The organism is Legionella maioricensis, from assembly GCF_023618015.1.
In the GTDB taxonomy this organism is placed as follows: Bacteria; Pseudomonadota; Gammaproteobacteria; order Legionellales; family Legionellaceae; genus Legionella; species Legionella maioricensis.
In genome coordinates, this window is the sequence record NZ_JAJKBJ010000016.1 from 56,066 (window position 1) to 77,636 (window position 21,571).

Here is a 21,571-nt window from a genome sequence, read left to right on the forward strand (position 1 = left end):
AGACTATCCTTGCAGAATACTTGTTCCAGTAATCCATGCCTGTCCCAGGGAAATTCCCCCATCATTGGGCGGAAGGGCTCGCGGTAATAAAGGCTGGATACCCAATTCTTTTAATGCCTTGGTTAATCCTTCTGCCAGTATTTGATTCAAAAAACAACCGCCACTTAACAATATCATATCTATCCCTTTTTCTCGACACATTTGGTTAATCCAGGCAGCGAGGCCTGCAATGAGGGTTCCGTGAAAAAGATTGGCTCCTGCAACGGGATCTCCCAGGTCTGATAGCAAAGCCAGGGTGGGCAACAGATTAAAGTGATTGTCTTTTATTTGCCATCCGTTGGGTACTACTGACAATTCAGTAACCAGACTTTCCAGGCGCATCGCCGCTTGCCCTTCATACTGCGACATCAGTTTAATCCCTAACAAAGCACTCGCCGCATCAAATACACGTCCACAACTTGTGGTGGCGGGACTGTTTATTTTTTTATCCAGAAGATGAACAATGGCCTGGGCTTGAGGGCAGCTGGAAAAGCGTTTACTGATTTCGCTTCCTCGGCCTAAACAATGTAAAATGCTTGCTGCCATCCGCCACGGTTCACGTGCGACGATTTCTCCTCCGGGCTGCAACAGCGGATAAAAAGACCCCAGCGGTTCAAAAGTGGCGTTTTCGAATAAAAAAAACTCTCCGCCCCGGGCTTCTCCAAGTAAACCGTATCCATATCCATCAAGGGCCAATCCTAAAATACGGTGTTGAATACCGTGCTCTGCTGCAACAGAAGCCAAGTGAGCATGGTGATGTTGAATAGCCAATGCAGGGATACCATAATGTTGAGCAAGGCGGGTGGTATAAAAATCGGGATGTAAATCATGGGCAATTCGCTCAGGTATTACATCCAGAAAATTTAATAAATGATTTAATGATTCATGAAAGAAATCAATGGTCGCTTTATTAGTTAGACTACCGATATGCTGTGAAACAAAAGCCTCATCACCACGGGTAATACAAAACGTATTTTTAAGATGCCCTCCAACTGCCAAAGTTGGAGGGATAGCATATGGCAGTTGAATTGGTGTTGGGACAAATCCACGAGAACGCCGAATAAACATCGGGGCCTCATTGATAATACGCAAGACGGAATCATCTTCACGGGTAATAATTTGGCGATTATAGGAAACAATTTTATCTGCTATGGTTTGCAGTTCCAGTTCCGCATGATGATCATCAATAACCAGCGGTTCGCCTCCTGAGTTTGCGCTGGTTACTACTAGTGTCATTGCCTGATATTCATTTAACCAAGCACAACCGTTTGGATTTCCCGCAAAGGCATTAAAGAGTAAATAATGCAGGGGGGTGTAGGGAAGCATGATGCCAAGGTGGTTTAAACCGGGAGCTATTTCATCCGGTAATGATTTTTCTTTTTTTCGGAGCAATACTATGGGGCGGGCAGCGCTCTCCAATAAGATTCGAGCTTGCTCATTGATTTCAACAGTTCGCTCTGCACTTTCAATATTAGCAACCATCAGCGCTAATGGTTTTGTTTCACGATTTTTTCTTTCCCGCAGTTTTAATAAGGCATTCTCATTTCGCGCATCACAAATAATTTGATAGCCTCCCAATCCTTTTATCGCGATGAGTTGGCCTTGCAAAATGCGTTGTGCCATTTCTGCAACGGATAATGAAAGTTGTGGGCCGCAATGGACGCAGGCTGTAGGCTGGGCATGATAGCGTCTATTGTCAGGATTAATGTAATCTGTTTGGCAACTCGGACAAAGAGGGAATGCGGCCATTGACGTATGACAACGATCATAGGGAAGCGTTTGAGTGATAGAGAATCTGGGGCCACAGTGAGTACAATTTAAAAAAGGATAACGAAAATAGCGACTTTGAGGATCAAAGAGTTCTTGCAAACATTCAGAACAAATACAGGTATCAGGAGAGATGAGGGTATTGGCTTTGCCTTTTTCGCTTGCAATGATTTCAAAACGAGCTTCATTTATTTTTAAAGGAATAGACTTTAGTTGGATGTTATTTATTTTGGCAAGTGGTGGTAAGTTAGCGGTTAAATGGGTAACAAAATCATTAGCCAAAGCTCCTTGAACTTCAATTAAAACCCCCGAGGCATTATTTTGTATCCAGCCACTGAGGTGAAGACGCTTTGCCACTCGATAAACACAGGGTCTAAAGCCAACTCCTTGAACCTGCCCCTGGATGAGAAGCTGTAATCGTTCAAGTTTCATTTCAGGAACGCTTGTGCTTTAGCCATTCATACCACTGATTTAAACCCTCCTCATTAACTGTCGAAAGAGTCAAAATTTCAATATTGGGATTAATCTGACGTGCGTAGTCCATGCATTGATTCAGATCAAATGGTACATAAGGCAGTAAATCCATTTTAGTAATCAGCATTAAATCGGCGCAACGAAACATATCGGGGTATTTAAGGGGTTTGTTATCTCCTTCAGTAACGGAAAGGATAACTACTTTATAGTGTTCGCCTAAATTAAATAATGCGGGGCAGACAAGATTACCTACATTTTCAATAAACAAGAGCGATTTTTCTTTTAAAGAAAGTCCTTCTAATGCATGACCCACCATATGGGCATCTAAATGACAGGTCTTTCCAGTATTAACTTGTACGGCATGACCGCCGCTTGATTTAATTAACTCCGCATCATAATTTGTTTGTTGATCACCAACAATCACCGCGATGTCCAGTTCATTTTTTAAATCTGAAATTGTTTTTGCCAAAAGGGTGGTTTTGCCAGAGCCCGGACTAGACATGATATTGAGCGCCAAAATATTTTTATTGGCTAAATAGTTTTTATTATGAAGGGCAAATTGTTGATTCTTGGCCAAAATATTTTGTTCCACGTGAATTAAATGCTCATCATGTGAATGATGTTCATGTTCATGTTCATGTTCATGTTCATGTTCATGAGTCATATTTATTTCTTCAGAGCAGCCGCATATTCCGCACATTATTCCATCACCATTGATTTTACTCGTAATTCTTCACCCTGTGTGACTTTTAATGAATGACTGCCGCATGCTGGACACTCATCATAATACTGTCGCAAAGGAACCATTTTTTGGCACGATTCACACTGTGCTTTTCCTGGGATATCAATAATGCTGAGTTCCGCATTCTCAGCCAAAGTTCCCCTGGCAATCACATTAAAACTAAAAATTAAAGAATTTTTTTCTACTGCAGCCAGCTGACCAATCTCTAAAACTATTTTTTTTACGCGCGTACCTTTTTTGGCAATGACATTCTGCTTAATAATTTCGAGAATACTTTTACATAACCATAATTCATGCATCACAAGACTCAATGTTTTATCATTAAAACTCTTCAGGATGATCTTTCGATTACCTTGATGGCCTCATTACCAAATGGTCATCATGAGGCTGATTGTTCTTTAATTCAATATATTCTGTATCTTCTTTTTTTGAAATTTTTATTACGACAAAATTATACTTTTTTAAGCCTAAGCTATAATTAAAATACAAGGCATTCTACAGAGTTTAACTATGAAAGCAGCCACGGAACAACACACCTATGAAGCAAAAATCAAAATAGGAGATGAGGTTATTTCCAAAACTACAGGAGACAGTATTAGCGACTTGCAAGTATTTTTAATTGGGCAGTGTGAAATGGAAAAATCAGGTGCTGAAGGGGAAATTGTAGAGATTGGTACCGGAGAAGTCGTTTATCGCTGTCGTAAGCAATATGAGTAATATCAATTGCATTTTAATTCGCGTTAGCCTTGTATCTTTACCCAATCCTCATAGGTTAGAGCATAGCGAACATGGTCGCTCCAGATGCCGTTTATCTTTAAATATCGTGGTGAAAAACCTTCTTTGATAAAACCATTTCGGGTAACTAATTGAATAGAAGGGGTATTGTTTGGCTGAATATTTGCTTCAATGCGATGCAATTTTAATTCTGTAAAAATTTCTTTCAAAACCAGCTTAAGTCCCTGGCTCATTAAACCTTTGCCTGTATAATCCACCGATGCATAATAACCAAGATAGCCACTTTGAAAAAAACCGCGAATAATTTCGTTGATGTTAAATACGCCCACAATATGATTTTTCTGATTGAGTACTAAATAACCTTTTTGATTCTCTTGTTGCGACCTTAAAAAGTAGCTATGAAATGCTTCCTTGGTTTGAGGCGGGCTGGTAAACGGTTGATGAAAGTCATGGCTTTTTTTCATCGTTTGAATGAAGAGCTCTTCATCGTGCTGGCAGATTTCTCTTAAATACAATGTATTGGATAAAGTCATGAGTTCTAAGCTGCTTATAGAAGATGTTGCTCTCGGTAAAAAGATAGTATTATTTTCATTTCTCGATATCAAGTAACTGGGTAAAAGGTATGTATATAGAAAAACTTAAAGAAATGTTCAACGAAATGGTTATTCCCAAAAACGCGTCTTTGATCCCGGACTATTATCATAAAGAATTTCTTTTATATACTAATGATCAAGTTACCCATTATGATGATTTTTTAACGTCCCATCAAAAATATTACGCAACCGAACTTCAATATCAAATTGAATACGACGATGAGACGTTTCTCGAACAAGGTGAAAAATTAGCGGGACGCGTATTCATTACTACAAGCCGACCTAATGAGTCTCCCAAAAGAATTGAAGTTATTTTAATCGCTCAATATAAGGATGAAAAAATTTACAGGCTGTGGGAGTTAACTTATCCGGATTGGTCAAAACTTCCTTCTTTTCAAGAATAAAAAAGCGAGGCTTAATTCTCAAGGGGCAATTATTCCGTCTTTGCTTCACTGCGTTCGCAAAGACGGAAGTGCCATTAGTTGTACGCAACGAACTACGCTGGATTATTTGTAAAATGATTAAATCAATAAGGATAAATAATTAAAATGTATCTTGAATCCAGTGAATTAGTTTTTTCCCCATCAGACTTAACCCAGTTTATGGATAGTCCTTTTGCTTCGTGGATGGAGCATCTTGCTCTGACTCATCCCGATTCTTTACCAATTTCAGATAAAAATGATGAGTTAATGGATGTCCTGCAAAGTATGGGGAATCAACATGAATCAGCAGTATTGGCTTCTTTTGAAGAACAGGGCTTATCAATAGCTAATCTTAAAAGGGAAGAGGATCCTCTTGGGGCAACTCTTCGTGCCATGCAAAATGGGGTGGATGTTATTTATCAGGCAGGTCTTGCGTTGCTGCCCTTTCGCGGATATGCAGATTTTCTCATTAAAGTAGAAGGAAAAAGTCGCTTTGGTGATTATTACTATGAAGTATGGGACAGTAAGCTTGCTAAATCAGTGAAACCTTATTTTGTAATTCAATTATGTTGTTATGCCGAAATGCTTGAAATAATTCAAGGAAAGCGACCTGAATACATCACGGTAATCCTGGGCAATAATGAACATAAACGATTTAGAACGGATGATTATTATTATTTTTATCGCAACTTGAAACACCATTTTTTAGAAACTCATCAGCATTTCACTCCCATACGCTGTCCTGATCCTGCCGTATCTAAAAGTTGGGGAAGATGGAGTAATTATGCGGAAGAGTTATTAAAAAAGACCGATCACTTAGTGCAAGTAGCTACGATTACAACAAGCCAAATTAAGAAATTGAACAAGGCAGGTATCACCAGCATGACTGCTTTGGCAGATGAAGATAGATCTCAGATCAGAGGCCTAAAACCTGAAGTATTGAAGCGGTTGAAAGCACAAGCCAAAATGCAGCAGGAAAGTGTGGGCAAAGAGATCCCAGCATATCAATTCATGCCCCATGAGCCTGGCAAAAAACTGGGTTTAGCCTTGCTTCCGCCTTCATCTTCGCAAGATATCTTCTTTGATATAGAAGGTTTTCCTCTTGAGGAAGGCGGTTTGGAGTACTTGTGGGGCGCTGCCTATTTTGATGAGGATGGGGAACGCCGCTATAAGGATTTTTGGGCTCATGATCAGGAACAGGAAAAAGAGAGTTTTAAGGCTTTTATCCGATGGGCCTATGATCGTTGGCAAGAAGAGCCAGGAATGCATATTTATCATTATGCAAGCTATGAAATTTCTGCTTGTCGTAAATTAATGGGCAGATATGGTGTTTGTGAATATGAAGTAGATCAGTTACTGCGTAACGAGGTTTTTGTTGATTTATATAAGATTGTCAAAGGTTCGTTACTTATTGGGGAACCACGGTACTCCATTAAAAATGTGGAGCATTTATATCGCACCAAACGAAATACGGAGGTGGGATCGGGGGGCGACTCCGTCGTTGTTTATGAACGCTGGCGAGAAAATCCCGATGGCGATACCTGGCAAACATCCAAAATATTGAAAGATATTCGGGATTATAATATTGATGATTGCAATTCAACCCAGGAGTTGGTGGTTTGGTTAAGAGCAAAGCAGAAAGAACACGCGATTGCTTATCTTGGTAAAACGGAAGTCATTGAGTCAGAAGCGCAGGAAGAATTGGGGGAGCGTATTAAACTCCGCAATAGATTATTGGCTAAAGCAGAGCAATTCAAAAGCGAAGGCAATCAATCCCTTGCCAAAATCAATGGTGTTTTTGCCTGGTCTATTGAGTTTCATCGACGTGAGGCAAAACCGGTGTTTTGGCGTATGTTTGATCGTTTGGGTTTAAGTGATGACGAGTTACTGGATGATATTGATTGTCTGGCTTATTGTCAGCGCACCGAGAAAGCACCCTATAAACCAACCCCCCAAGCGCGTAATCTCGTCTATGAATATGCCTTTGATCCCGATCAGGAGTTTAAGGGGAGTGCAAAAAAGTATTTTATTTTGGGGCAGGAAACCGAGGATGGAAAGAGCATTAAAGCCACTTATCATCCGCCAGGCAGTGATCTGGAACATGGCTTAATTGCATTACAAATAAAAAAGGAACCGGGAGATTTGATTACCTTAATTCCTGATGAGTATGTGGATCCCAATCCCATTCCAGAAGCTTTGGCCAAACAAGCCGAAGCCTTTGAACAAGGGATGCTTGATAAAACAGCAATTTTGGATTTTTTAGGTAAATCCATTCCTCGCATAAACAACCACAAGGCCGGAGAACCAATAGCTCCCAGCCATGATCCTAAACAACGATTACAAGAAATCATCCATGCGGTTCTTAATTTAAATGACAGCTATCTTACGATTCAAGGTCCACCGGGAGCAGGTAAAACCTATACGGGGAAACATCTGATTGCAGAACTGCTTAAACGAGGAAAAAAGATAGGAATATCGTCTAACAGTCATAAAGCCATCAATAATTTACTGATTAGTACTGCCGAGTATTGTCAGAAAGAAGGAATAACCGGTCATTTTGCTTGTGCCCGTAACACGGAGGCATCAATTGATGAACTGAATATAACCGTGTTAGATAATAAAAACATCCTTGAGTTTGCTCAAGAGGCTTGTGTTATAGGAACCACTGCATGGGGTTTTGCCAGAGAGGAACTTGAAAATACTTTTGATTACCTTTTTATTGATGAAGCAGGTCAAGTGAGCGTCGCTAATTTGATTGCAATGAGCAGAGCTACCCGCAATATCATTTTAATGGGCGATCAGATGCAACTGGGACAGCCATCTCAGGGCAGTCATCCTGAGGACAGTGGCTTATCTATCCTTGATTATTTGCTGCATGACACGCCAACTATCCCTGATTTTATGGGGGTATTTCTTGGCACCACCTATCGTATGCATTCAGCCGTGAATCAGTTTATTAGCGATGCTATTTATGAGGGAAAACTGGAAACAGTTCCTGAAAATGATCGTCAATCCATCAGCATTCCAGATGGCTATCAAGGCAAGTTAAACAAAGAAGCCGGAGTTATTGTCATCCCAGTAATGCATGAAGGAAACACCCAGGCCAGTGATGAGGAAGTGGAGCAGATTTGTTCTTTAAGCAAAGAGTTATTGGGCCGAATTTTTAGGGCAAAAGACGGTACTCAGCGATTGATTAGCTGGGATGACATGCTCTTTGTTGCACCATACAATCATCAGGTTAATAAATTAAAAACAGCATTGGGCGAGCAGGCTAAAGTAGGCAGCGTGGATAAATTTCAGGGGCAAGAAGCCCCCATAGTCTTTTTAAGTATGTGTGCGAGCAGTGCTAATGAATCTCCGCGCGGCATCAGTTTTCTGTTTGACAAAAATCGTATCAATGTCGCCATCTCCCGAGCTCAATGCCTGGCTATTGTTGTTTACAGTCCGACGTTACTTGATACTAAAGTAAGTACTATCCAGCAAGTGGCAGAACTTAATGTATTTTGCCAGTTAATCAATTCAGGAAGTACGGCTTAAGAGAACATGGTAGCCTGGATGGAGCGAAAGCGTAATCCGGGATTGAAACCTGATCCTAGCCTGTTCCCGGATTGCGCTTCGCTCCAGGCTACGTCCCTTTGTTGCATAATCTCCCTGGAAATGGATTGATGCAATAAAACTGACTTGTTTGCGGGATCCAGTTAGGACTCTTTGTGAACAAGCTCCCGGTTTTTCACTAGATTTTTGGAAGAGTTTAATCAAATTATTGATGACCCCTTCTTTATGCAAAAAAAATACTATTTGTTGAAAAATGCTAATATTAGAGAGCGTGACCTTGTTTTTAAATAATAAATAAGGATATTTTATGAAAAAACTATTGACTGTTTTATGCGCATTATCGCTTTTTTTGGGGATGGGAACTAATGCATTTGCTTGGCGCGGGGGCGGTCATCACGGTTATCATCACGGCTGGCATAAGGGCGGGCATCATAAGGGTAATCCACGGGGTTGGCATCATGGTAACAAAGCAGGTTGGCATGGAAGAGGAATGCCGCCAGGACGAGTTAAAAAAGGATATTGGTAAGGTATCCGTTATTTTAGTTGTCCTATAGCTTAATGAAGCAACTTAGGTGGACTAACAGCTAGGGTAGAACTTCTTTAATTATCAAGACTACTTTAGCTGTTTTATTTTCTCGAAACAGGTTTGAATGATGAATACGATACGTGCGTTTTTCGCAATTATGCCACCCCAATCAATGCATGATCCTCTCGAAAACATTTTAAAAACATTAAAACACGCTACTCCAGAACACTCCATAAAATGGATTAATATTAAAAACTTACATATTACTTTGCAATTTTTAAAAAAAGTGCAGACAGAGGATGTCAATCCATTAATTGAACAAGTTCGCGCTGAATTAAAAAATACCAAGTCATTTCAACTTGAATTGAATCACTTAGAGTGGTTTCCAGGACCAAGACATCCTAAAATTCTCTCTTTAGCCGTTGGGCCACAAGACATTTTAGCCGCTCTGTCAGCAACAATTGCTCGGGCAATAACCGCTTTAAATTATCCAGTAGAGTTGCGGCCTTTTCGCGGGCATATATCAATTGGGCGCGTTCCTCATCGCCGTCCGCAGCCTACATTATTAACCACAATAAAGCTTCCTGCTCTTCCTCCGGTTTTTATCAATGAGCTTTATCTTATTGAAAGCAAACCTGACAATGGAAGAACGAGTTACCTTCCTTTAGCTCAATTTAGTTTAAGCGACAGCTGATTGCAAACCTGAATTCCCTTCGCTATTCTTGGCTAAATCGGTTCGGGCTTATCAGGCCAGGATTTTAGGGTCTTCTGCAGAACCAGAGCATGGTTGTGTTGGGTATCTTTTGCGGCATAAAATAAAGTGATCGGTGATTGTTTTGCTTTTTCTCTTATTTGTTCGATTAACTCCCCTTTGCCTTGTAATTCCTGCACATAACGTTCGGCAAAATCAAGCCATTTGTCCGGTTCGTGATTAAACCATTTGCGTAAAGCAGGACTGGGAGCAATTTCCTTTAACCACGGGTCAAAGGCAATACTTTCTTTTTTAATACCTCGCGGCCATAACCTATCTACCAGGATCCAAACTCCTTCTTTGTGATGTGGCGGAGTATACACCCTGCAAAGAGTAATCTTGGAATGAGCCATTATTTCTACCTCCTTTTACTGGATTTTTTGTGCCAGTAAATGTCCAAATAATCCTTGAAGCGGTCGACCGAACTCATCCAATTTATGGAGTAGTCCGGCTGTTTCTTTATATTCAAGTATTGACCAACCATTGTCCTGATAAAAATGATACAGCTCTTCTTGCTCAGGTAAAAAAGTAAATGAAGCAGGTAAGGTATAGTGCTCTGTTTTTATTGGAAATACTAAAAAATGAAGTCCTTTAATGGTCGTCGCTTGATATAACTCATGTAGCAAAGAAGGAATACGTTCCGCTTTTAAGAATTGCAAACTCACCGTGGAAAACACAAAGTTGTAGCTTTCTTTCTTGAGGTTTAATGGTTGATTAAGATCATGGGTTATTGTTTGAACATGGGGCATATTCTCTTTCTGAGTGATCTCTGAAATTTGTTTTATTGCGGACTCATTGATATCCATACCCGTTACTGGATTGCCGGTTAAACCAAGAAACAGAAGATTTCTTCCTGAGCCACATCCTACATCAAGAGCAGTAACTTTTCCTTGCTGATGTAGATAAGTATGATAAATAGAGAGCAGATCACTATGAACTTGACCTAAACCGTATTTTTTATTGAAATAGCGGTTTGGCTTACAATAGAATTCAAGTTGGGCCTGAAAATTCTCACTAAGGGGTATAATTTTATGCCATGCGGCAGGGGGAATAAGCAGTTGAGGATTTTTTTTTATCGACTCGGACGCGAGAAAGTTCTTGGCCGCCACCATTCAGGAAAATAAAATCAATTTCTCCTTCTTGCAGATGTAAACATCCCCAAGTGCCTTCTTTAGTGCTATGTTTTTCAAGAAAAAACTTGAGTTTGCCATGACTGTCTATTGAGGTTTGTTTGTAGCAAACCAGATCACCATAATCCGTTAACATAAGCCATCCTGATTTTTTTATTAAAAATCATTATATCCCCCAGGAGATTTTAATTCCAAGGAGCATCTTTGGTGCAATTGAATTCTCAAATGGTAATGACTGCTGCCCCCGAAAAACGCCCATGACGCAGATCATCAAGCGCTTCATTTACCTCCGTTAAGGGATAAGTATGAATTTCGGTTTTAATGGGAATTTTAGGCGCTAATGATAAAAATTCTTCTCCATCTTTTCTGGTTAAATTGGCCACAGAAGTTAACGTTCGTTCATTCCAAAGAAGGTCATAGGAAAAACTGGGAATGTTACTCATATGAATGCCGGCACAAACGACTATACCTCCCTTAATCGTATTACGAAGCGCTAGCGGCACTAAAGAGCCTACTGGAGCAAAAATGATTGCTGCGTCAAGAAGATGAGGGGTTGGCTTATCAGAGTCACCAGCCCAGGTTGCGCCTAACTGATAAGCAAAGTCTTGAGCTTTTCGGTCACCAGGGCTGGTTAAGGCATATACTTTTCGACCTTGTTTACATGCAGTTTGAATCAGGATATGGGCTGCAGCGCCGAAACCATAGAGGCCTAAATGTTCTGCATCGCCTGTTTTTAATAGGGCGCGATACCCTATTAATCCGGCGCAAAACAAAGGAGCTGCCTGATAGTCTGAATAACCTTCAGGTATAGGGAAACAAAAGCGATGATTTGCTACACAATATTGGGCAAAGCCTCCATCAATTTGATAGCCTGTGAAGCGGGCTTGATCACAAAGATTTTCACGTCCGGTTAAACAAAACTGACAGGTCTCACAACTGGAGCCTAGCCAAGGAACACCGACTCGTTGTCCCATTTTAAATAAGGTGACTGCTGTGCCCAGTTTTTCAATTGTTCCTACGATTTGGTGTCCAGGAATAAGAGGAAGTTTAGGATTTGGTAGCTCACCATCAAGAACATGTAAATCAGTTCTACAAATGCCGCAAGCACTTACTTTGATTAAAACCTCATTGGGTTGGGGTTGAGGTTTTTCCACTTGAGTGTATGTTAATTTTTGCCCTGATTGCTCCATAAGCATCGCATGCATATTAATTACTCCGTGTTCTATCACCAATCAGACTAATCATGTCGATATTTCATTCAATTCCAGTACCCCTACGTCCCTCGGACAAGCCGCGGGACGTAGGGTAAACCTTCTCTAAACTGTAGCATTTTTTTGAGTTTTTGGCTCAATTACATGTCGTTATCTCTGGTGATTTAGCGTCATCTCGAACGCTTTAGTGTCATCTTGAATAACTAAACGTCCTCCTGAACGACTAAACGTCATCCCGAACGAAGTGAGGGATCTCCTCTCCGTGGCACTATCCAGGAGATCCCTCACTTCGTTCGGGATGACGTCCAACTGTTCGGGACGTTGGGTTGTTCGGGATGATGAATTGCTCAGGATTGTGCTGGGTTGTTCATTCACGTGGGACTGGGAATGACGTACGAAATATTTAGTGGGTATATTTTAAATAAGATAATTACTCTTCCAAAAACATTTTCATAACTTCCTTGCGTATTCGTTAATTTCAAACCACACTCTCAAAAAGGTAAGTATAATTTATAAATAGTCAGGTAATTATCTAAGGAAGGGATGGATCATGTACAAACATATTTTAGTTGCAGTGGACGAGAGCGATACAGCAAAACAAGCCTTACGTGAGGCGATTAATCTTAGCCAGGATCATAAGGCTAAATTACGTTTGGTACATGTAGTGAATGAATTTTATTCCGGTTATCTTGTGGCTGGTGTGGATTATGAGCAAATTGAGTTAGCGTTTAAGCAAGGAGCACAAAAATTACTGGATGAAATGGAGGCAATGGTACGCAAAGAACATATGGAGTGTGATAGTCAATTGATTGAGATAAAAACTCAAGAGCGGATTTCAGAAAAAATTGTTGAGGCAGCAAAAGATTGGCCTGCTGATTTACTGGTGGTAGGGACTCATGGTCGTCGCGGTTTTCAGCACTTTATCTTAGGCAGTGTGGCAGAGGGAGTCATTCGCAGAGCCTCCATTCCTGTCCTGCTGGTTCGAGGAAAATAAACTAAAATCATTACCAGGTCTTTTTTCGTCACAGTTCACAAAATGAGGTCAACTTAAGTTTTTTGGTAACGTAGGTCGGTCCCTTTGGGCCGACCCACTTCTTAAAATTACCTGTTGCCAAAGGGCTCGAAAGTACATCAGCCTGACAGACTACGGGTCTTGCTCCCGCCTCTTTAGCACTTTGTTCCCCCTCCAAATTGTATAAAATTTTTCCTAATCAGGCATATACTTATAATAGTGGCATGGAGGAAAGGAACCGATGGATAAATACATTGATAGACAACATGCAGGAAAAATCCTCTCTACTCATCTTAAAAAGTATGCAAATAAAGAAGACGTTATCGTGTTGGCTTTGCCTCGGGGTGGGGTGCCCGTGGCCTATGAAATTGCGAAGTCTCTTTCGGTTCCGCTTGATGTGTTTATAGTGCGAAAACTGGGGGTTCCAGGACATAAGGAACTGGCTATGGGAGCCCTTGCTTCAGGGGGAGTTATTCTCCTTAATGATGAGCTTATAGGTTATCTTCATATATCGAAATCCTCTATAGACGAAGTGATTAAATCCGAAGAAAAAGAATTATCTCGGCGTGAATCTTTATATCATGTGAATGAAGAAGTTCCTGTTTTAAAAGACAAAACAATCCTGCTTGTTGATGATGGTATAGCCACAGGTTCGACCATGCACGCTGCAATTATGGCTTTACGACAGCAAAAACCAGCCCAAATCATTGTAGCAGTACCTGTTGCGGCACAAGATACTTACCATGAGATGACTAAACTTGTTGATAAAATAATTTGCCCCCTAACCCCTGTAAATTTTTATGCAGTGGGGTTGTGGTATCAGAATTTCTCTCAAACAAGCGATAGTGAAGTCTGTGAATTATTAAAAAGAGCGCGTCAGGAAAAGAGGAGCGCTAATTAATTATCTTCATTTAGGATGCTCCAAAAAAGGATATTTTATGAAAAACTATGCTGTAGATACAGAACATACTGTGGTTATTCCAAGTAGTAAGTCTCATCTTAATGGACTTCTCTATATACCTAAAGGCACTGAAAGTATGGTGCTCTTTGTGCATGGAAGCGGAAGCAGTCGCTTAAGTACCCGTAACCAATACGTGGCAAAGGCATTAAATACTGGCAATCACGCCACCTTATTGTTTGATTTATTAACCCCTGCAGAAGAGGTCATTGACAATCTTACTCGCGAGCTTCGTTTTGATATTAACTTGTTAGCCACACGTCTCATCGATGTTACCCATTGGTGTATCAAAGAATTTCCCCAGTTGGCTATAGGTTATTTTGGGGCAAGCACTGGAGGAGGGGCTGCTCTTGTTGCTGCAGCGCAGACACCAGCAATAGTAAAAGCGGTGGTGTCTCGTGGGGGGCGGCCTGATTTAGCCAAAGAGTATTTATCTCGGGTAAAGGCGCCGACCTTGCTGATTGTTGGTGGTCATGATGAGGTAGTGATTGAACTAAACCAAATGGCCATGTCAAAAATGACCTGTGTTACCCAATTGGATATAGTTCCTGGCGCGACGCATTTGTTTGAAGAGCCTGGAACGTTGGAGGAAGTGGCAGATCTGGCAAAAATATGGTTTGACCATTATTTAGTTGCAGGAGGCATGGAGCATGAGTAAGGATGCTATGTACAAATTAATTGAGGTCATTACTGAGTCTGCTCTACCACTTCAGGAACAGAATGAAACTTATGATGCGCTTTTGGACAAGATTGGTAATGCTCGTTTTGTGATGATTGGCGAAGCTTCTCATGGAACGCATGAGTTTTATCAAGCACGGATCAAGATTACCCAACGACTTATTAAAGAACGTGGTTTTATGGCGGTAGCCATAGAAGGGGATTGGCCTGATGCCTATCATGTTCATCGTTATTTGCAAGGTAAAGGAGGAAGTAACGATGCCGAGCGTGCGCTTGAACAATTTAAACGCTTTCCGACCTGGATGTGGCGTAATACCACCATGCCCCCCTTTCTTTGCTGGTTACGAACCTATAATGATCAAGTTACTCCACCTTCCCAAAAAATAGGCTTTTATGGTCTGGATTTATATAGTTTAAATGCGTCAATAGAAGCCGTGATTCATTTTTTAATGAAAATAGATCCAGAGGCTGCGCGTCGTGCACAACAGCGCTACTCTTGTTTTGATCATGTCAATATCGAACCGCAAATGTATGGTTATTTAATTAATGCCGGGATAAAAAAATCATGCATCAATGAGGCCATTGCTGAATTAATTGAATTACAGCATCGAGCATTTGAATATCTTCGTCATGATGGAATAGCCGCTGAAGACGAGTATTTTTTCGCAACTCAAAATGCGCGGTTGGTTAAAAATGCAGAAAACTATTATCGTTCCATGCTGGAAGGACAGGTCACTTCATGGAATATTCGCGACAGGCACATGGCAGAGACCCTGAATGTGTTGGTTGATCATTTGGAAACACGCTGGAATAAACCGGCTAAAATTATTATCTGGGCTCATAATTCGCATGTTGGAGATGCAAGAGCTACCGAAATGAGTGAGCGAGGAGAAGTGAATATTGGTCAGCTAGTTCGAGAACAATATGACACTCATTCCTACTCAATTGGTTTTTCGACTTACGAAGGATTTGTCTCTGCGGCCTCTGATTGGGATGAGCCCGTACAACGAAAGAAAGTGATGCCTGGCTTGCCGGGAAGCTATGAAGAATTATTTCATCATATCCAATATAAAAATTTTCTCTTGAATTTAATAGGTAATCAGCAGCTGGAGCATTTTCTGCAACTGTCGCGGTTACAGCGTGCCATTGGGGTTATTTATCGCCCAGATACAGAGCGTTTCAGTCATTATTTTTTTACTCACTTACCTTATCAGTTTGACAGTCTTATTCATTTTGATAAAACCAATGCGGTGCAGCCTTTGGGAGGCTAGATATACAGGGAGTGGGCTCGTCAAGAGACCCCCAAAATGTGGCACTGTGCTTCATCCAGGAGCTCTCTTGTTTACTCTCAAGATGGCGCAGGTTGCTTTATGATCAATAGTTTGACAAATTGAGCAGATTGGTCAAAAATTAAAGAACAATTCATGAATGGAGATCTATGATGAGTTCACTACTAAAATGGAAGAAAGCATCACCTATTACAATCGAGCACGCTCGAAATCCCTTTTTTAATTTTCAACAAGAGATCGATAAAGCCATTGGCGACTTTTATGATGCATTCGCATCCGGTCAAGGCGGTTTAGAGCGTTTTGAAACGATGGACATTACCCCTTCAATGGATATTGTTGAAGACGATAAGCAATTTAACGTTCAAGTTGAAATGCCTGGTATGGGGGAAGAAGATATTAAAGTCTCTTTCTCTGATAATCTGCTTACAATCTTTGGTGAGAAAACAACATCCAAGAAAAATAAAAATAAAAAATATGTTTCTCGTGAAATTAGTTACGGGAAATATGAGCGGGTTATTTCGTTGCCTACCAATGTTGATATAGAAAAAGCCACTGCTTCGTTTAAAAAAGGAATGCTTTGGGTTTCACTACCTAAAAAATTGGAGTCCAAGAAAAATGCACGAGATATTAAAGTAGAACAAGCTTAAGTTTGTTAAGCAGCTGATTCAAGGCAGGCCCGGCTTAAATGGTTTGAGCTCCAATAAAACAAAAGGAGTTTTAAATGAAAAAGACCCCCTATCCTTTATCTGAGGTGTATCGTTTATTGGAGTCAGGCCCCGTTGTGCTTCTTACCACTGTTTTTGCTGACAAAACGAATATTATGACTCTGTCATGGCATACCATGATGGAGTTTGAACCACCCATTGTTGGCTGCATCGTTAGTGAAAATGATTATTCATTCAACTTCCTGAAAACTACTAAAGAATGTGTTGTTAATATACCGACATTGAATTTAGCTGAGAAAGTGGTGGGGTGTGGAAACACCTCTGGGCGGACTATAGATAAGTTTACGGCCTTTCAACTTACCCCAGCTGCTGCTTCGATGGTAGCCGCGCCTCTTATTGAGGAGTGCTATGCTAATCTTGAGTGTAAAGTGATCGATATGAAGATGGTGAGTCAATATAATTTCTTTATTCTTGAGGTAGTGAACGCGTGGATTGACCCTGCAGAAAAACAGCCACAAACACTCCATCATTTGGGGAATGGGGTATTTATGGTAGCCGGTAAAATAATTCAATTGCCCTCTAAGATGAAATAGATCGGATTGTTTTTTATAGCTCCATCCAATAAACAATGCCGCCACTGCACAACATACCAACTAACAAGAGTGATGCTTGAAAAGCGAATCTTGGCGGAGTTAAAGCCCATAATAGAGTAATTTTTGAGATAAAACTGGCGAATATGGCAATGTATAACACTAATCTGGCATCATTTATAATGAGTTGATTCTCAAAATAAAGTAACGCCGTTGCTAACGAAATACCGTGAATTTCAACCAGCCCCCCCAGAAATGAAATCAATAAAATACCCTTCATGGAAATGAAGCGTTTTGCGATAGCAATTAGAATAAGCATGAACCCTATAAAAATGGAGCTGCGCAGTATAGAGAGTAAATTGAGTGGTCTTGAGTGTAAGAGGAGCTCCTGGCTTGGTGTCTTTTGATAATGTAATAAAATAAGAATAAAGATAATTCCGCTGCAGATCATAGAAATTATTGGCCAGATAATATAAGCAAGTAAGGTGGGGGAGGCTACAAAGATGATGAGGATTACGTCAACTGCCATTGCAATAGTAGCAAGCAGACAAGAGCTTAAAGTAGCCAACCAAAATTGCGGATGTTTTACCAGGATATCAGGGAGTTGAGTAAAAAATGCGGTGCTCGATATTAGGCCGCCTAATAACCCGGTGAATGGAATACCTAAGCGTTCTCCAAACAACTGAATGGCGACATAACTTCCGAATTGAATGGCTGCAATGGTGGCAAGCAATAAACCGAAAACTCTCGGATTAAAAAAATGCCAGGGGTCTATGGTTCGATCCGGAAGAATAGGTAATATCCCTAGTGTAAAAATAACTAAAATAATTGCAGTTTCTATTTCATGGGGTTTAAATTTCTTTCGTGCCAGAGTATGCAAGCGTTGGCGTTCAAGAAGAACGAGTACGATAATCGCGCTAAGGGTAATGGCAACCAGGGGAGAGCCAGGAACCATATATCCCAGGCAGAAAATGATACTGGCGGTAATTTCGGTTAAAATATCAATGGTTGCGTGTTTTTTATCCTTAGCAGTGGAGCGAAAATAATTTAGCAGGAGTATGCCGAATAGAAAAGAGCTCGTAGTCAGGGTGAGAATGGCTTGATTCAGCGTAGCGACCAGTGTGCCAAGAATAGAGATGATCGTAAAAGTCCGTACTCCGATGAATTGAGAGCCTTCTGGATGACTGCGTTCTCTTTCAATGCCAATGAGTAATCCAATAAGCAGCGATATAGTAAATGAAAGTAACGTTTCTAACATAATTCAACAATTCCCTTTGCGATAATGTCTGAAATATCTATTTTGTTGGTTGAATGTGGAATTGTATTGCAGGTAATAATTTGTTTTGCCCCGGCAATGGTGAGTTTGTTTTCTGTTTCCTTATCAAATAAGGCATGTACGCCAATACAGACTGAATTTTTAAAACCACGTGATGTCAGTTGTTTCAAGGTTTCCAGCATGCTCACCCCGGTGGATATCACATCGTCGACAAGAATAGGAACATGATTCAGGTTTTTTATTTCTGGCAGGGAAATCATCACTTGCCTGTCACCGAGACGTTTTTTCTGACCGATCACAAAGGGAAGATTGTTAAAGTCTGCGATCTCTGCGATCCATTGCTTACTTTCTTCATCAGGCCCGATTAAAATCGGGTCTTTCATGTGATGCTGAATCCAGTCAGCAATTTTTTTTGTGGCATGTAAGGTTAATAGACAGGGAATAGTATAAATTTCAGAGAGCTTATGAATTCGATGTAAGTGAGGATCTATCGTAATCAGGCTATCTATCAAACTTGAAAGTAATTGAGCAAAAAATAGAGAGGAAATTGCCTCACCAGGATGAAAACTTTTATCTTGTCTCATATAGGGAAGATAAGGCGCGATCAGACAAATTCTTTTGGCGCCAAGATCATTAAGGGTACGTGCCATAAAGAGGAGGGGCAGAATTTTGGAGTTAGGGTGATCGAGAGTACAAACTAAAATAACGGTTTTATTTTTTACATCCGAATCAACACGAATATAGGATTCCCCATCAGGAAATTCGCGGATTTCTGCTTTACCCATTTCAATAGCCAGTTTATTGGCCAAGGCCTGGGTCAATTTTATGTTTCCTGGTAATGAAAAAATAATGGTTTTTTTCATATTATTGGCCTTATGTTTCTTGGGATATGATTTTAATAATGTTTGGCATGGATAAAGCATAGTTTCGTGAATAATCCAGAGCTCCTTTTGATTCCGCATGAATCCGATATAAGGTTTGACCTTTTTCAACATTCATCCCTAATTTGGCGAAAAATTCCATACCTGCGGCCTGGTCATGTGGTGCTCCGGCTAATTTGGCTACTTGAGCCAGATTGCGATTATCAATTTCAGTAATAAGTCCACTGTGTTTTGCCACAACATCATAAGTTAGCGATTTGCTTGGCGGCTCTTTAAAACCACCTTGAGCCTCGCAAATGGCTAAAAATTTTTTTAGGGCGGTGCCATTTTCTAATAATTGGGTTGCTCGATCTTTCCCTTGACCAGCGGGTACCTTTTTGCCAAATTCAAGCAACGTTGCCGCTATTAAAAGGGCTTTATTTTTTAAATCAGTTGGTGCTTCCTTGTCGTTGCGCAATACAGCCAGAATATCTTTTGCTTCTAATGCGGGTCCAATGCCCTTACCCAGCGGCTGATCACCATAAGTTTTTAAAGTATAAACCTGTAAGCCAAGCGCTTTGCCTACCGAAGAGAAATAGCTTTGATATTTAGCAAAAGCAAGATCGGAGCGAATTTTTGCTGTAGGGCCAACGGGTATATCTATAAGCACGTGGGTCGCACCCACGGCAATTTTTTTTGAAAGCACAGACGCGATCATTTGCCCCATGGGATCCAGATCCAAAACGCGTTCGACGCGAATGAGCAGATCATCTGAAGGACTTAAACCTAATGAGCCCCCCCAGACCATGCATCCGCCTTCACGCGCAACAACTTTTTGAATTTGTGGGATCGTGAGAGTCACTGGAGTCATGGTTTCTATGGTATCTACGGTACCTGCAGGAGAAGTAATTGCCCGTGAGGATGTTTTGGGAATTATAAGTCCTGCTGCCGCTACAATAGCAACCACGATAGGCGTGGTTCTATTTCCGGGAATCCCTCCAACACTGTGTTTATCAATAACTATAGGGTAATCCCAATGTAATTGTTCTCCAGTGATAACCATTGCCTGGGTCAGGTAGGTAATTTCTTGAGTGCTAAGATTGTTATTACCGCACGCGGTGATAAAACTGGATAAATGAATGTTTGCATATTTGCCAGCTACAATATCACTGATAATGGCCTTAAATTCCTGAGCGTTTAGTTCTTTTCCATATATTTTGGACCGTACGTAACCCATAGAGGCTATAGGGGGGAGATGAGATAAATAAATGGAATCACCAGTATGAGCATTAAGTCGCTCCCATGCGCTTTCTGACAAGCTTGCTTCACAATCTTGCAAGATATTCGAATTAACAATATTCAATGTTGCGATTATAGAGTTGCCATTTAGGGTAACGACAATTCGTCCTTGTGCTTCAAATCCCTCTGATTTACAAATAAAGCAATCGGAACGCATAAAAACAATAAATTCTTGACCGGTGTCTATACCTAGTTTGATTAGTTTTAAGCTATTGGATTCACTATTCAAGGCCTTATCCATGCGATACCTCGCCCATTTGTTTCATGTTTATTTTTTTAAAATAATGAGTTGATTTGAGTAGCCCCCAGGTTGAATCTAATCTGACTTTTTATTTCTGGGTATCTTAGTTAACAGTATAGTTAAAGAAACAGAAAAAAGGTTTTTTTACTGGTGGAGATAGTAGTGTAAGCGAGAGATCTTCGAAATGCACATTGTGCTACATCAAGGAGATCTCTCGCTGGCGCTCGAGATGACGTGGCATTGCTTGAGATGACGTGGCATTGCTTGAGATGACGTGGCATTGCTTGAGATGACGTGGCATTGCTCGAGATGACGTGGCATTGCTCGAGATGACGTGGTATTGCTTGAGATGACGTGGCATTGCTTGAGATGACGTGGCATTGCTTGAGATGACGTGGCATTGCTTGAGATGACGTGGCATTGCTTGAGATGACGTGGCATTGCTTGAGATGACGTGGTATTGCTTGAGATGACGTGGTATTGCTCGAGGTGACGTGGCATTGCTCGAGATGACGTGGTATTGCTTGAGATGACGTTTGGTCAGAGGGAGGGTTTTGTGTCCGTCGCCGTCAAGTTAAGGATAGCTACAAATAATTTGCATGAATACGCTGGGCTTATCAGCCCAGCCTACGTTGCTACGTTGTGCTATTTGCTTATGTTTTTTTTTACAGCTAAGCATCGCATAATGCCTATGTGCGGGCTTGTTCGCGGCATCCAGCAATGGTGTAGCAGACTGGATCCTGCGGACAAGCCGCAGG

General features: G+C 40.9%; 21 protein-coding genes and 1 pseudogene. 11 read left to right on the forward strand and 11 right to left on the reverse strand.

Features of this window, described 5'->3' with window-relative positions; all coding sequences use genetic code 11:
* Nucleotides 1-3: 3 nt before the first annotated feature.
* Genes hypF through hypA form a run of 3 tightly spaced genes read right to left on the reverse strand, consistent with a single transcriptional unit; the run spans nucleotide 4 to nucleotide 3,321 of the window.
* Nucleotides 4-2,238 carry a carbamoyltransferase HypF gene (gene hypF / locus LOX96_RS12630; RefSeq protein WP_250422690.1) on the reverse strand — a complete coding sequence of 745 codons (2,235 nt, stop codon included), beginning with the start codon at nucleotides 2,236-2,238 and terminating at the stop codon, nucleotides 4-6.
* Nucleotide 2,239: 1 nt separating this feature from the next.
* Nucleotides 2,240-2,980 (reverse strand): hydrogenase nickel incorporation protein HypB, encoded by a 741-nt coding sequence (hypB, locus tag LOX96_RS12635; RefSeq protein WP_250422687.1) that lies wholly within the window; start codon nucleotides 2,978-2,980, stop codon nucleotides 2,240-2,242.
* Nucleotides 2,980-3,321: a hydrogenase maturation nickel metallochaperone HypA gene (gene hypA / locus LOX96_RS12640; protein ID WP_250422685.1), complete on the reverse strand. Its 342-nt coding sequence runs from the start codon at nucleotides 3,319-3,321 to the stop codon at nucleotides 2,980-2,982. Before hypA ends, hypB begins: the two co-directional genes overlap by 1 nt.
* Nucleotides 3,322-3,532: 211 nt before the next feature.
* Between hypA and LOX96_RS12645 the strand changes: the two genes are divergently transcribed.
* The gene (locus LOX96_RS12645) at nucleotides 3,533-3,739 is read left to right on the forward strand and encodes a hypothetical protein (RefSeq protein ID WP_250422683.1); all 207 of its coding nucleotides are present in this window, start codon (nucleotides 3,533-3,535) and stop codon (nucleotides 3,737-3,739) included.
* 23 nt (nucleotides 3,740-3,762) lie between these two features.
* Here the strand turns inward: LOX96_RS12645 and LOX96_RS12650 are convergent, their stop codons facing one another.
* The gene (locus tag LOX96_RS12650) at nucleotides 3,763-4,290 is read right to left on the reverse strand and encodes a GNAT family N-acetyltransferase (RefSeq protein ID WP_250422681.1); all 528 of its coding nucleotides are present in this window, start codon (nucleotides 4,288-4,290) and stop codon (nucleotides 3,763-3,765) included.
* Between the two features lie 89 nt (nucleotides 4,291-4,379).
* On the opposite strand from LOX96_RS12650, the gene LOX96_RS12655 reads away from it, so the two are divergent.
* From LOX96_RS12655 to thpR, 4 genes are all read left to right on the forward strand, one after another.
* Nucleotides 4,380-4,754 (forward strand): nuclear transport factor 2 family protein, encoded by a 375-nt coding sequence (locus tag LOX96_RS12655; RefSeq protein WP_250422679.1) that lies wholly within the window; start codon nucleotides 4,380-4,382, stop codon nucleotides 4,752-4,754.
* A gap of 144 nt (nucleotides 4,755-4,898) precedes the next feature.
* Nucleotides 4,899-8,309, forward strand: a complete 3,411-nt coding sequence (locus LOX96_RS12660; RefSeq protein WP_250422677.1) for a TM0106 family RecB-like putative nuclease — start codon at nucleotides 4,899-4,901, stop codon at nucleotides 8,307-8,309.
* 325 nt (nucleotides 8,310-8,634) lie between these two features.
* A complete protein-coding gene (locus tag LOX96_RS12665) occupies nucleotides 8,635-8,853 on the forward strand; it encodes a hypothetical protein (RefSeq protein WP_250422675.1) in 219 nt (72 codons plus the stop codon).
* A 124-nt stretch (nucleotides 8,854-8,977) separates the two neighbouring features.
* A complete protein-coding gene (gene thpR, locus LOX96_RS12670; protein WP_250422673.1) occupies nucleotides 8,978-9,547 on the forward strand; it encodes an RNA 2',3'-cyclic phosphodiesterase in 570 nt (189 codons plus the stop codon).
* A gap of 32 nt (nucleotides 9,548-9,579) precedes the next feature.
* Here thpR and LOX96_RS12675 read toward each other — a convergent pair whose 3' ends face one another.
* From LOX96_RS12675 to LOX96_RS12690, 3 genes and pseudogenes are all read right to left on the reverse strand, one after another.
* Nucleotides 9,580-9,957, reverse strand: a complete 378-nt coding sequence (locus tag LOX96_RS12675) for a DUF488 domain-containing protein (protein WP_250422671.1) — start codon at nucleotides 9,955-9,957, stop codon at nucleotides 9,580-9,582.
* 15 nt (nucleotides 9,958-9,972) lie between these two features.
* Nucleotides 9,973-10,870 (reverse strand): annotated as a pseudogene (gene tehB, locus LOX96_RS12680) (SAM-dependent methyltransferase TehB).
* A gap of 85 nt (nucleotides 10,871-10,955) precedes the next feature.
* A complete protein-coding gene (locus LOX96_RS12690; RefSeq protein WP_250422666.1) occupies nucleotides 10,956-11,939 on the reverse strand; it encodes a zinc-dependent alcohol dehydrogenase family protein in 984 nt (327 codons plus the stop codon).
* 556 nt (nucleotides 11,940-12,495) lie between these two features.
* Between LOX96_RS12690 and LOX96_RS12695 the strand changes: the two genes are divergently transcribed.
* From LOX96_RS12695 to LOX96_RS12720, 6 genes are all read left to right on the forward strand, one after another.
* The gene (locus tag LOX96_RS12695; RefSeq protein WP_250422662.1) at nucleotides 12,496-12,939 is read left to right on the forward strand and encodes a universal stress protein; all 444 of its coding nucleotides are present in this window, start codon (nucleotides 12,496-12,498) and stop codon (nucleotides 12,937-12,939) included.
* Nucleotides 12,940-13,198: 259 nt separating this feature from the next.
* On the forward strand, nucleotides 13,199-13,858 hold the full coding sequence (locus LOX96_RS12700; RefSeq protein WP_250422659.1) for a phosphoribosyltransferase: 660 nt from the start codon (nucleotides 13,199-13,201) through the stop codon (nucleotides 13,856-13,858).
* Between the two features lie 37 nt (nucleotides 13,859-13,895).
* Complete coding sequence (locus tag LOX96_RS12705) at nucleotides 13,896-14,573, forward strand: dienelactone hydrolase family protein (RefSeq protein ID WP_250422657.1); 678 nt, start codon at nucleotides 13,896-13,898, stop codon at nucleotides 14,571-14,573.
* On the forward strand, nucleotides 14,566-15,864 hold the full coding sequence (locus LOX96_RS12710; protein WP_250422655.1) for an erythromycin esterase family protein: 1,299 nt from the start codon (nucleotides 14,566-14,568) through the stop codon (nucleotides 15,862-15,864). The genes LOX96_RS12705 and LOX96_RS12710 overlap by 8 nt, the downstream gene beginning before the upstream one ends.
* 170 nt (nucleotides 15,865-16,034) lie before the next feature.
* On the forward strand, nucleotides 16,035-16,529 hold the full coding sequence (locus LOX96_RS12715) for an Hsp20/alpha crystallin family protein (RefSeq protein ID WP_250422799.1): 495 nt from the start codon (nucleotides 16,035-16,037) through the stop codon (nucleotides 16,527-16,529).
* Nucleotides 16,530-16,603: 74 nt separating this feature from the next.
* Nucleotides 16,604-17,140 (forward strand): flavin reductase family protein, encoded by a 537-nt coding sequence (locus LOX96_RS12720; protein WP_250422653.1) that lies wholly within the window; start codon nucleotides 16,604-16,606, stop codon nucleotides 17,138-17,140.
* A 13-nt stretch (nucleotides 17,141-17,153) separates the two neighbouring features.
* On the opposite strand, the gene LOX96_RS12725 is transcribed toward LOX96_RS12720, so the two are convergent.
* The 4 genes from LOX96_RS12725 to LOX96_RS12740 form a co-directional block, all read right to left on the reverse strand.
* Nucleotides 17,154-18,395, reverse strand: coding sequence for an MgtC/SapB family protein (locus LOX96_RS12725; RefSeq protein WP_250422651.1), 1,242 nt, complete (start codon nucleotides 18,393-18,395; stop codon nucleotides 17,154-17,156).
* On the reverse strand, nucleotides 18,389-19,276 hold the full coding sequence (locus LOX96_RS12730; protein ID WP_250422649.1) for a ribose-phosphate pyrophosphokinase: 888 nt from the start codon (nucleotides 19,274-19,276) through the stop codon (nucleotides 18,389-18,391). The genes LOX96_RS12725 and LOX96_RS12730 overlap by 7 nt, the downstream gene beginning before the upstream one ends.
* Nucleotides 19,277-19,286: 10 nt before the next feature.
* Complete coding sequence (locus LOX96_RS12735; RefSeq protein WP_250422647.1) at nucleotides 19,287-20,813, reverse strand: thymidine phosphorylase family protein; 1,527 nt, start codon at nucleotides 20,811-20,813, stop codon at nucleotides 19,287-19,289.
* 574 nt (nucleotides 20,814-21,387) lie between these two features.
* Nucleotides 21,388-21,571 (reverse strand): hypothetical protein (locus LOX96_RS12740; protein ID WP_250456373.1); only part of this gene is annotated, 184 nt, incomplete at its 5' end.

Coding starts and splice junctions, on each gene's coding strand:
- LOX96_RS12730 (WP_250422649.1), bottom strand. CDS start 19,276: ATGAAAAAAACCATTATTTTTTCATTACCAGGAAACATAAAATTGACC.
- LOX96_RS12650 (WP_250422681.1), bottom strand. CDS start 4,290: ATGACTTTATCCAATACATTGTATTTAAGAGAAATCTGCCAGCACGAT.
- thpR (WP_250422673.1), top strand. CDS start 8,978: ATGATGAATACGATACGTGCGTTTTTCGCAATTATGCCACCCCAATCA.
- LOX96_RS12705 (WP_250422657.1), top strand. CDS start 13,896: ATGAAAAACTATGCTGTAGATACAGAACATACTGTGGTTATTCCAAGT.
- LOX96_RS12655 (WP_250422679.1), top strand. CDS start 4,380: ATGTATATAGAAAAACTTAAAGAAATGTTCAACGAAATGGTTATTCCC.
- LOX96_RS12675 (WP_250422671.1), bottom strand. CDS start 9,957: ATGGCTCATTCCAAGATTACTCTTTGCAGGGTGTATACTCCGCCACAT.
- hypB (WP_250422687.1), bottom strand. CDS start 2,980: ATGTGCGGAATATGCGGCTGCTCTGAAGAAATAAATATGACTCATGAA.
- LOX96_RS12690 (WP_250422666.1), bottom strand. CDS start 11,939: ATGCATGCGATGCTTATGGAGCAATCAGGGCAAAAATTAACATACACT.
- LOX96_RS12720 (WP_250422653.1), top strand. CDS start 16,604: ATGAAAAAGACCCCCTATCCTTTATCTGAGGTGTATCGTTTATTGGAG.
- hypF (WP_250422690.1), bottom strand. CDS start 2,238: ATGAAACTTGAACGATTACAGCTTCTCATCCAGGGGCAGGTTCAAGGA.
- LOX96_RS12725 (WP_250422651.1), bottom strand. CDS start 18,395: ATGTTAGAAACGTTACTTTCATTTACTATATCGCTGCTTATTGGATTA.
- LOX96_RS12645 (WP_250422683.1), top strand. CDS start 3,533: ATGAAAGCAGCCACGGAACAACACACCTATGAAGCAAAAATCAAAATA.
- LOX96_RS12665 (WP_250422675.1), top strand. CDS start 8,635: ATGAAAAAACTATTGACTGTTTTATGCGCATTATCGCTTTTTTTGGGG.
- LOX96_RS12700 (WP_250422659.1), top strand. CDS start 13,199: ATGGATAAATACATTGATAGACAACATGCAGGAAAAATCCTCTCTACT.
- LOX96_RS12710 (WP_250422655.1), top strand. CDS start 14,566: ATGAGTAAGGATGCTATGTACAAATTAATTGAGGTCATTACTGAGTCT.
- hypA (WP_250422685.1), bottom strand. CDS start 3,321: ATGCATGAATTATGGTTATGTAAAAGTATTCTCGAAATTATTAAGCAG.
- LOX96_RS12715 (WP_250422799.1), top strand. CDS start 16,035: ATGAGTTCACTACTAAAATGGAAGAAAGCATCACCTATTACAATCGAG.
- LOX96_RS12735 (WP_250422647.1), bottom strand. CDS start 20,813: ATGGATAAGGCCTTGAATAGTGAATCCAATAGCTTAAAACTAATCAAA.
- LOX96_RS12660 (WP_250422677.1), top strand. CDS start 4,899: ATGTATCTTGAATCCAGTGAATTAGTTTTTTCCCCATCAGACTTAACC.
- LOX96_RS12695 (WP_250422662.1), top strand. CDS start 12,496: ATGTACAAACATATTTTAGTTGCAGTGGACGAGAGCGATACAGCAAAA.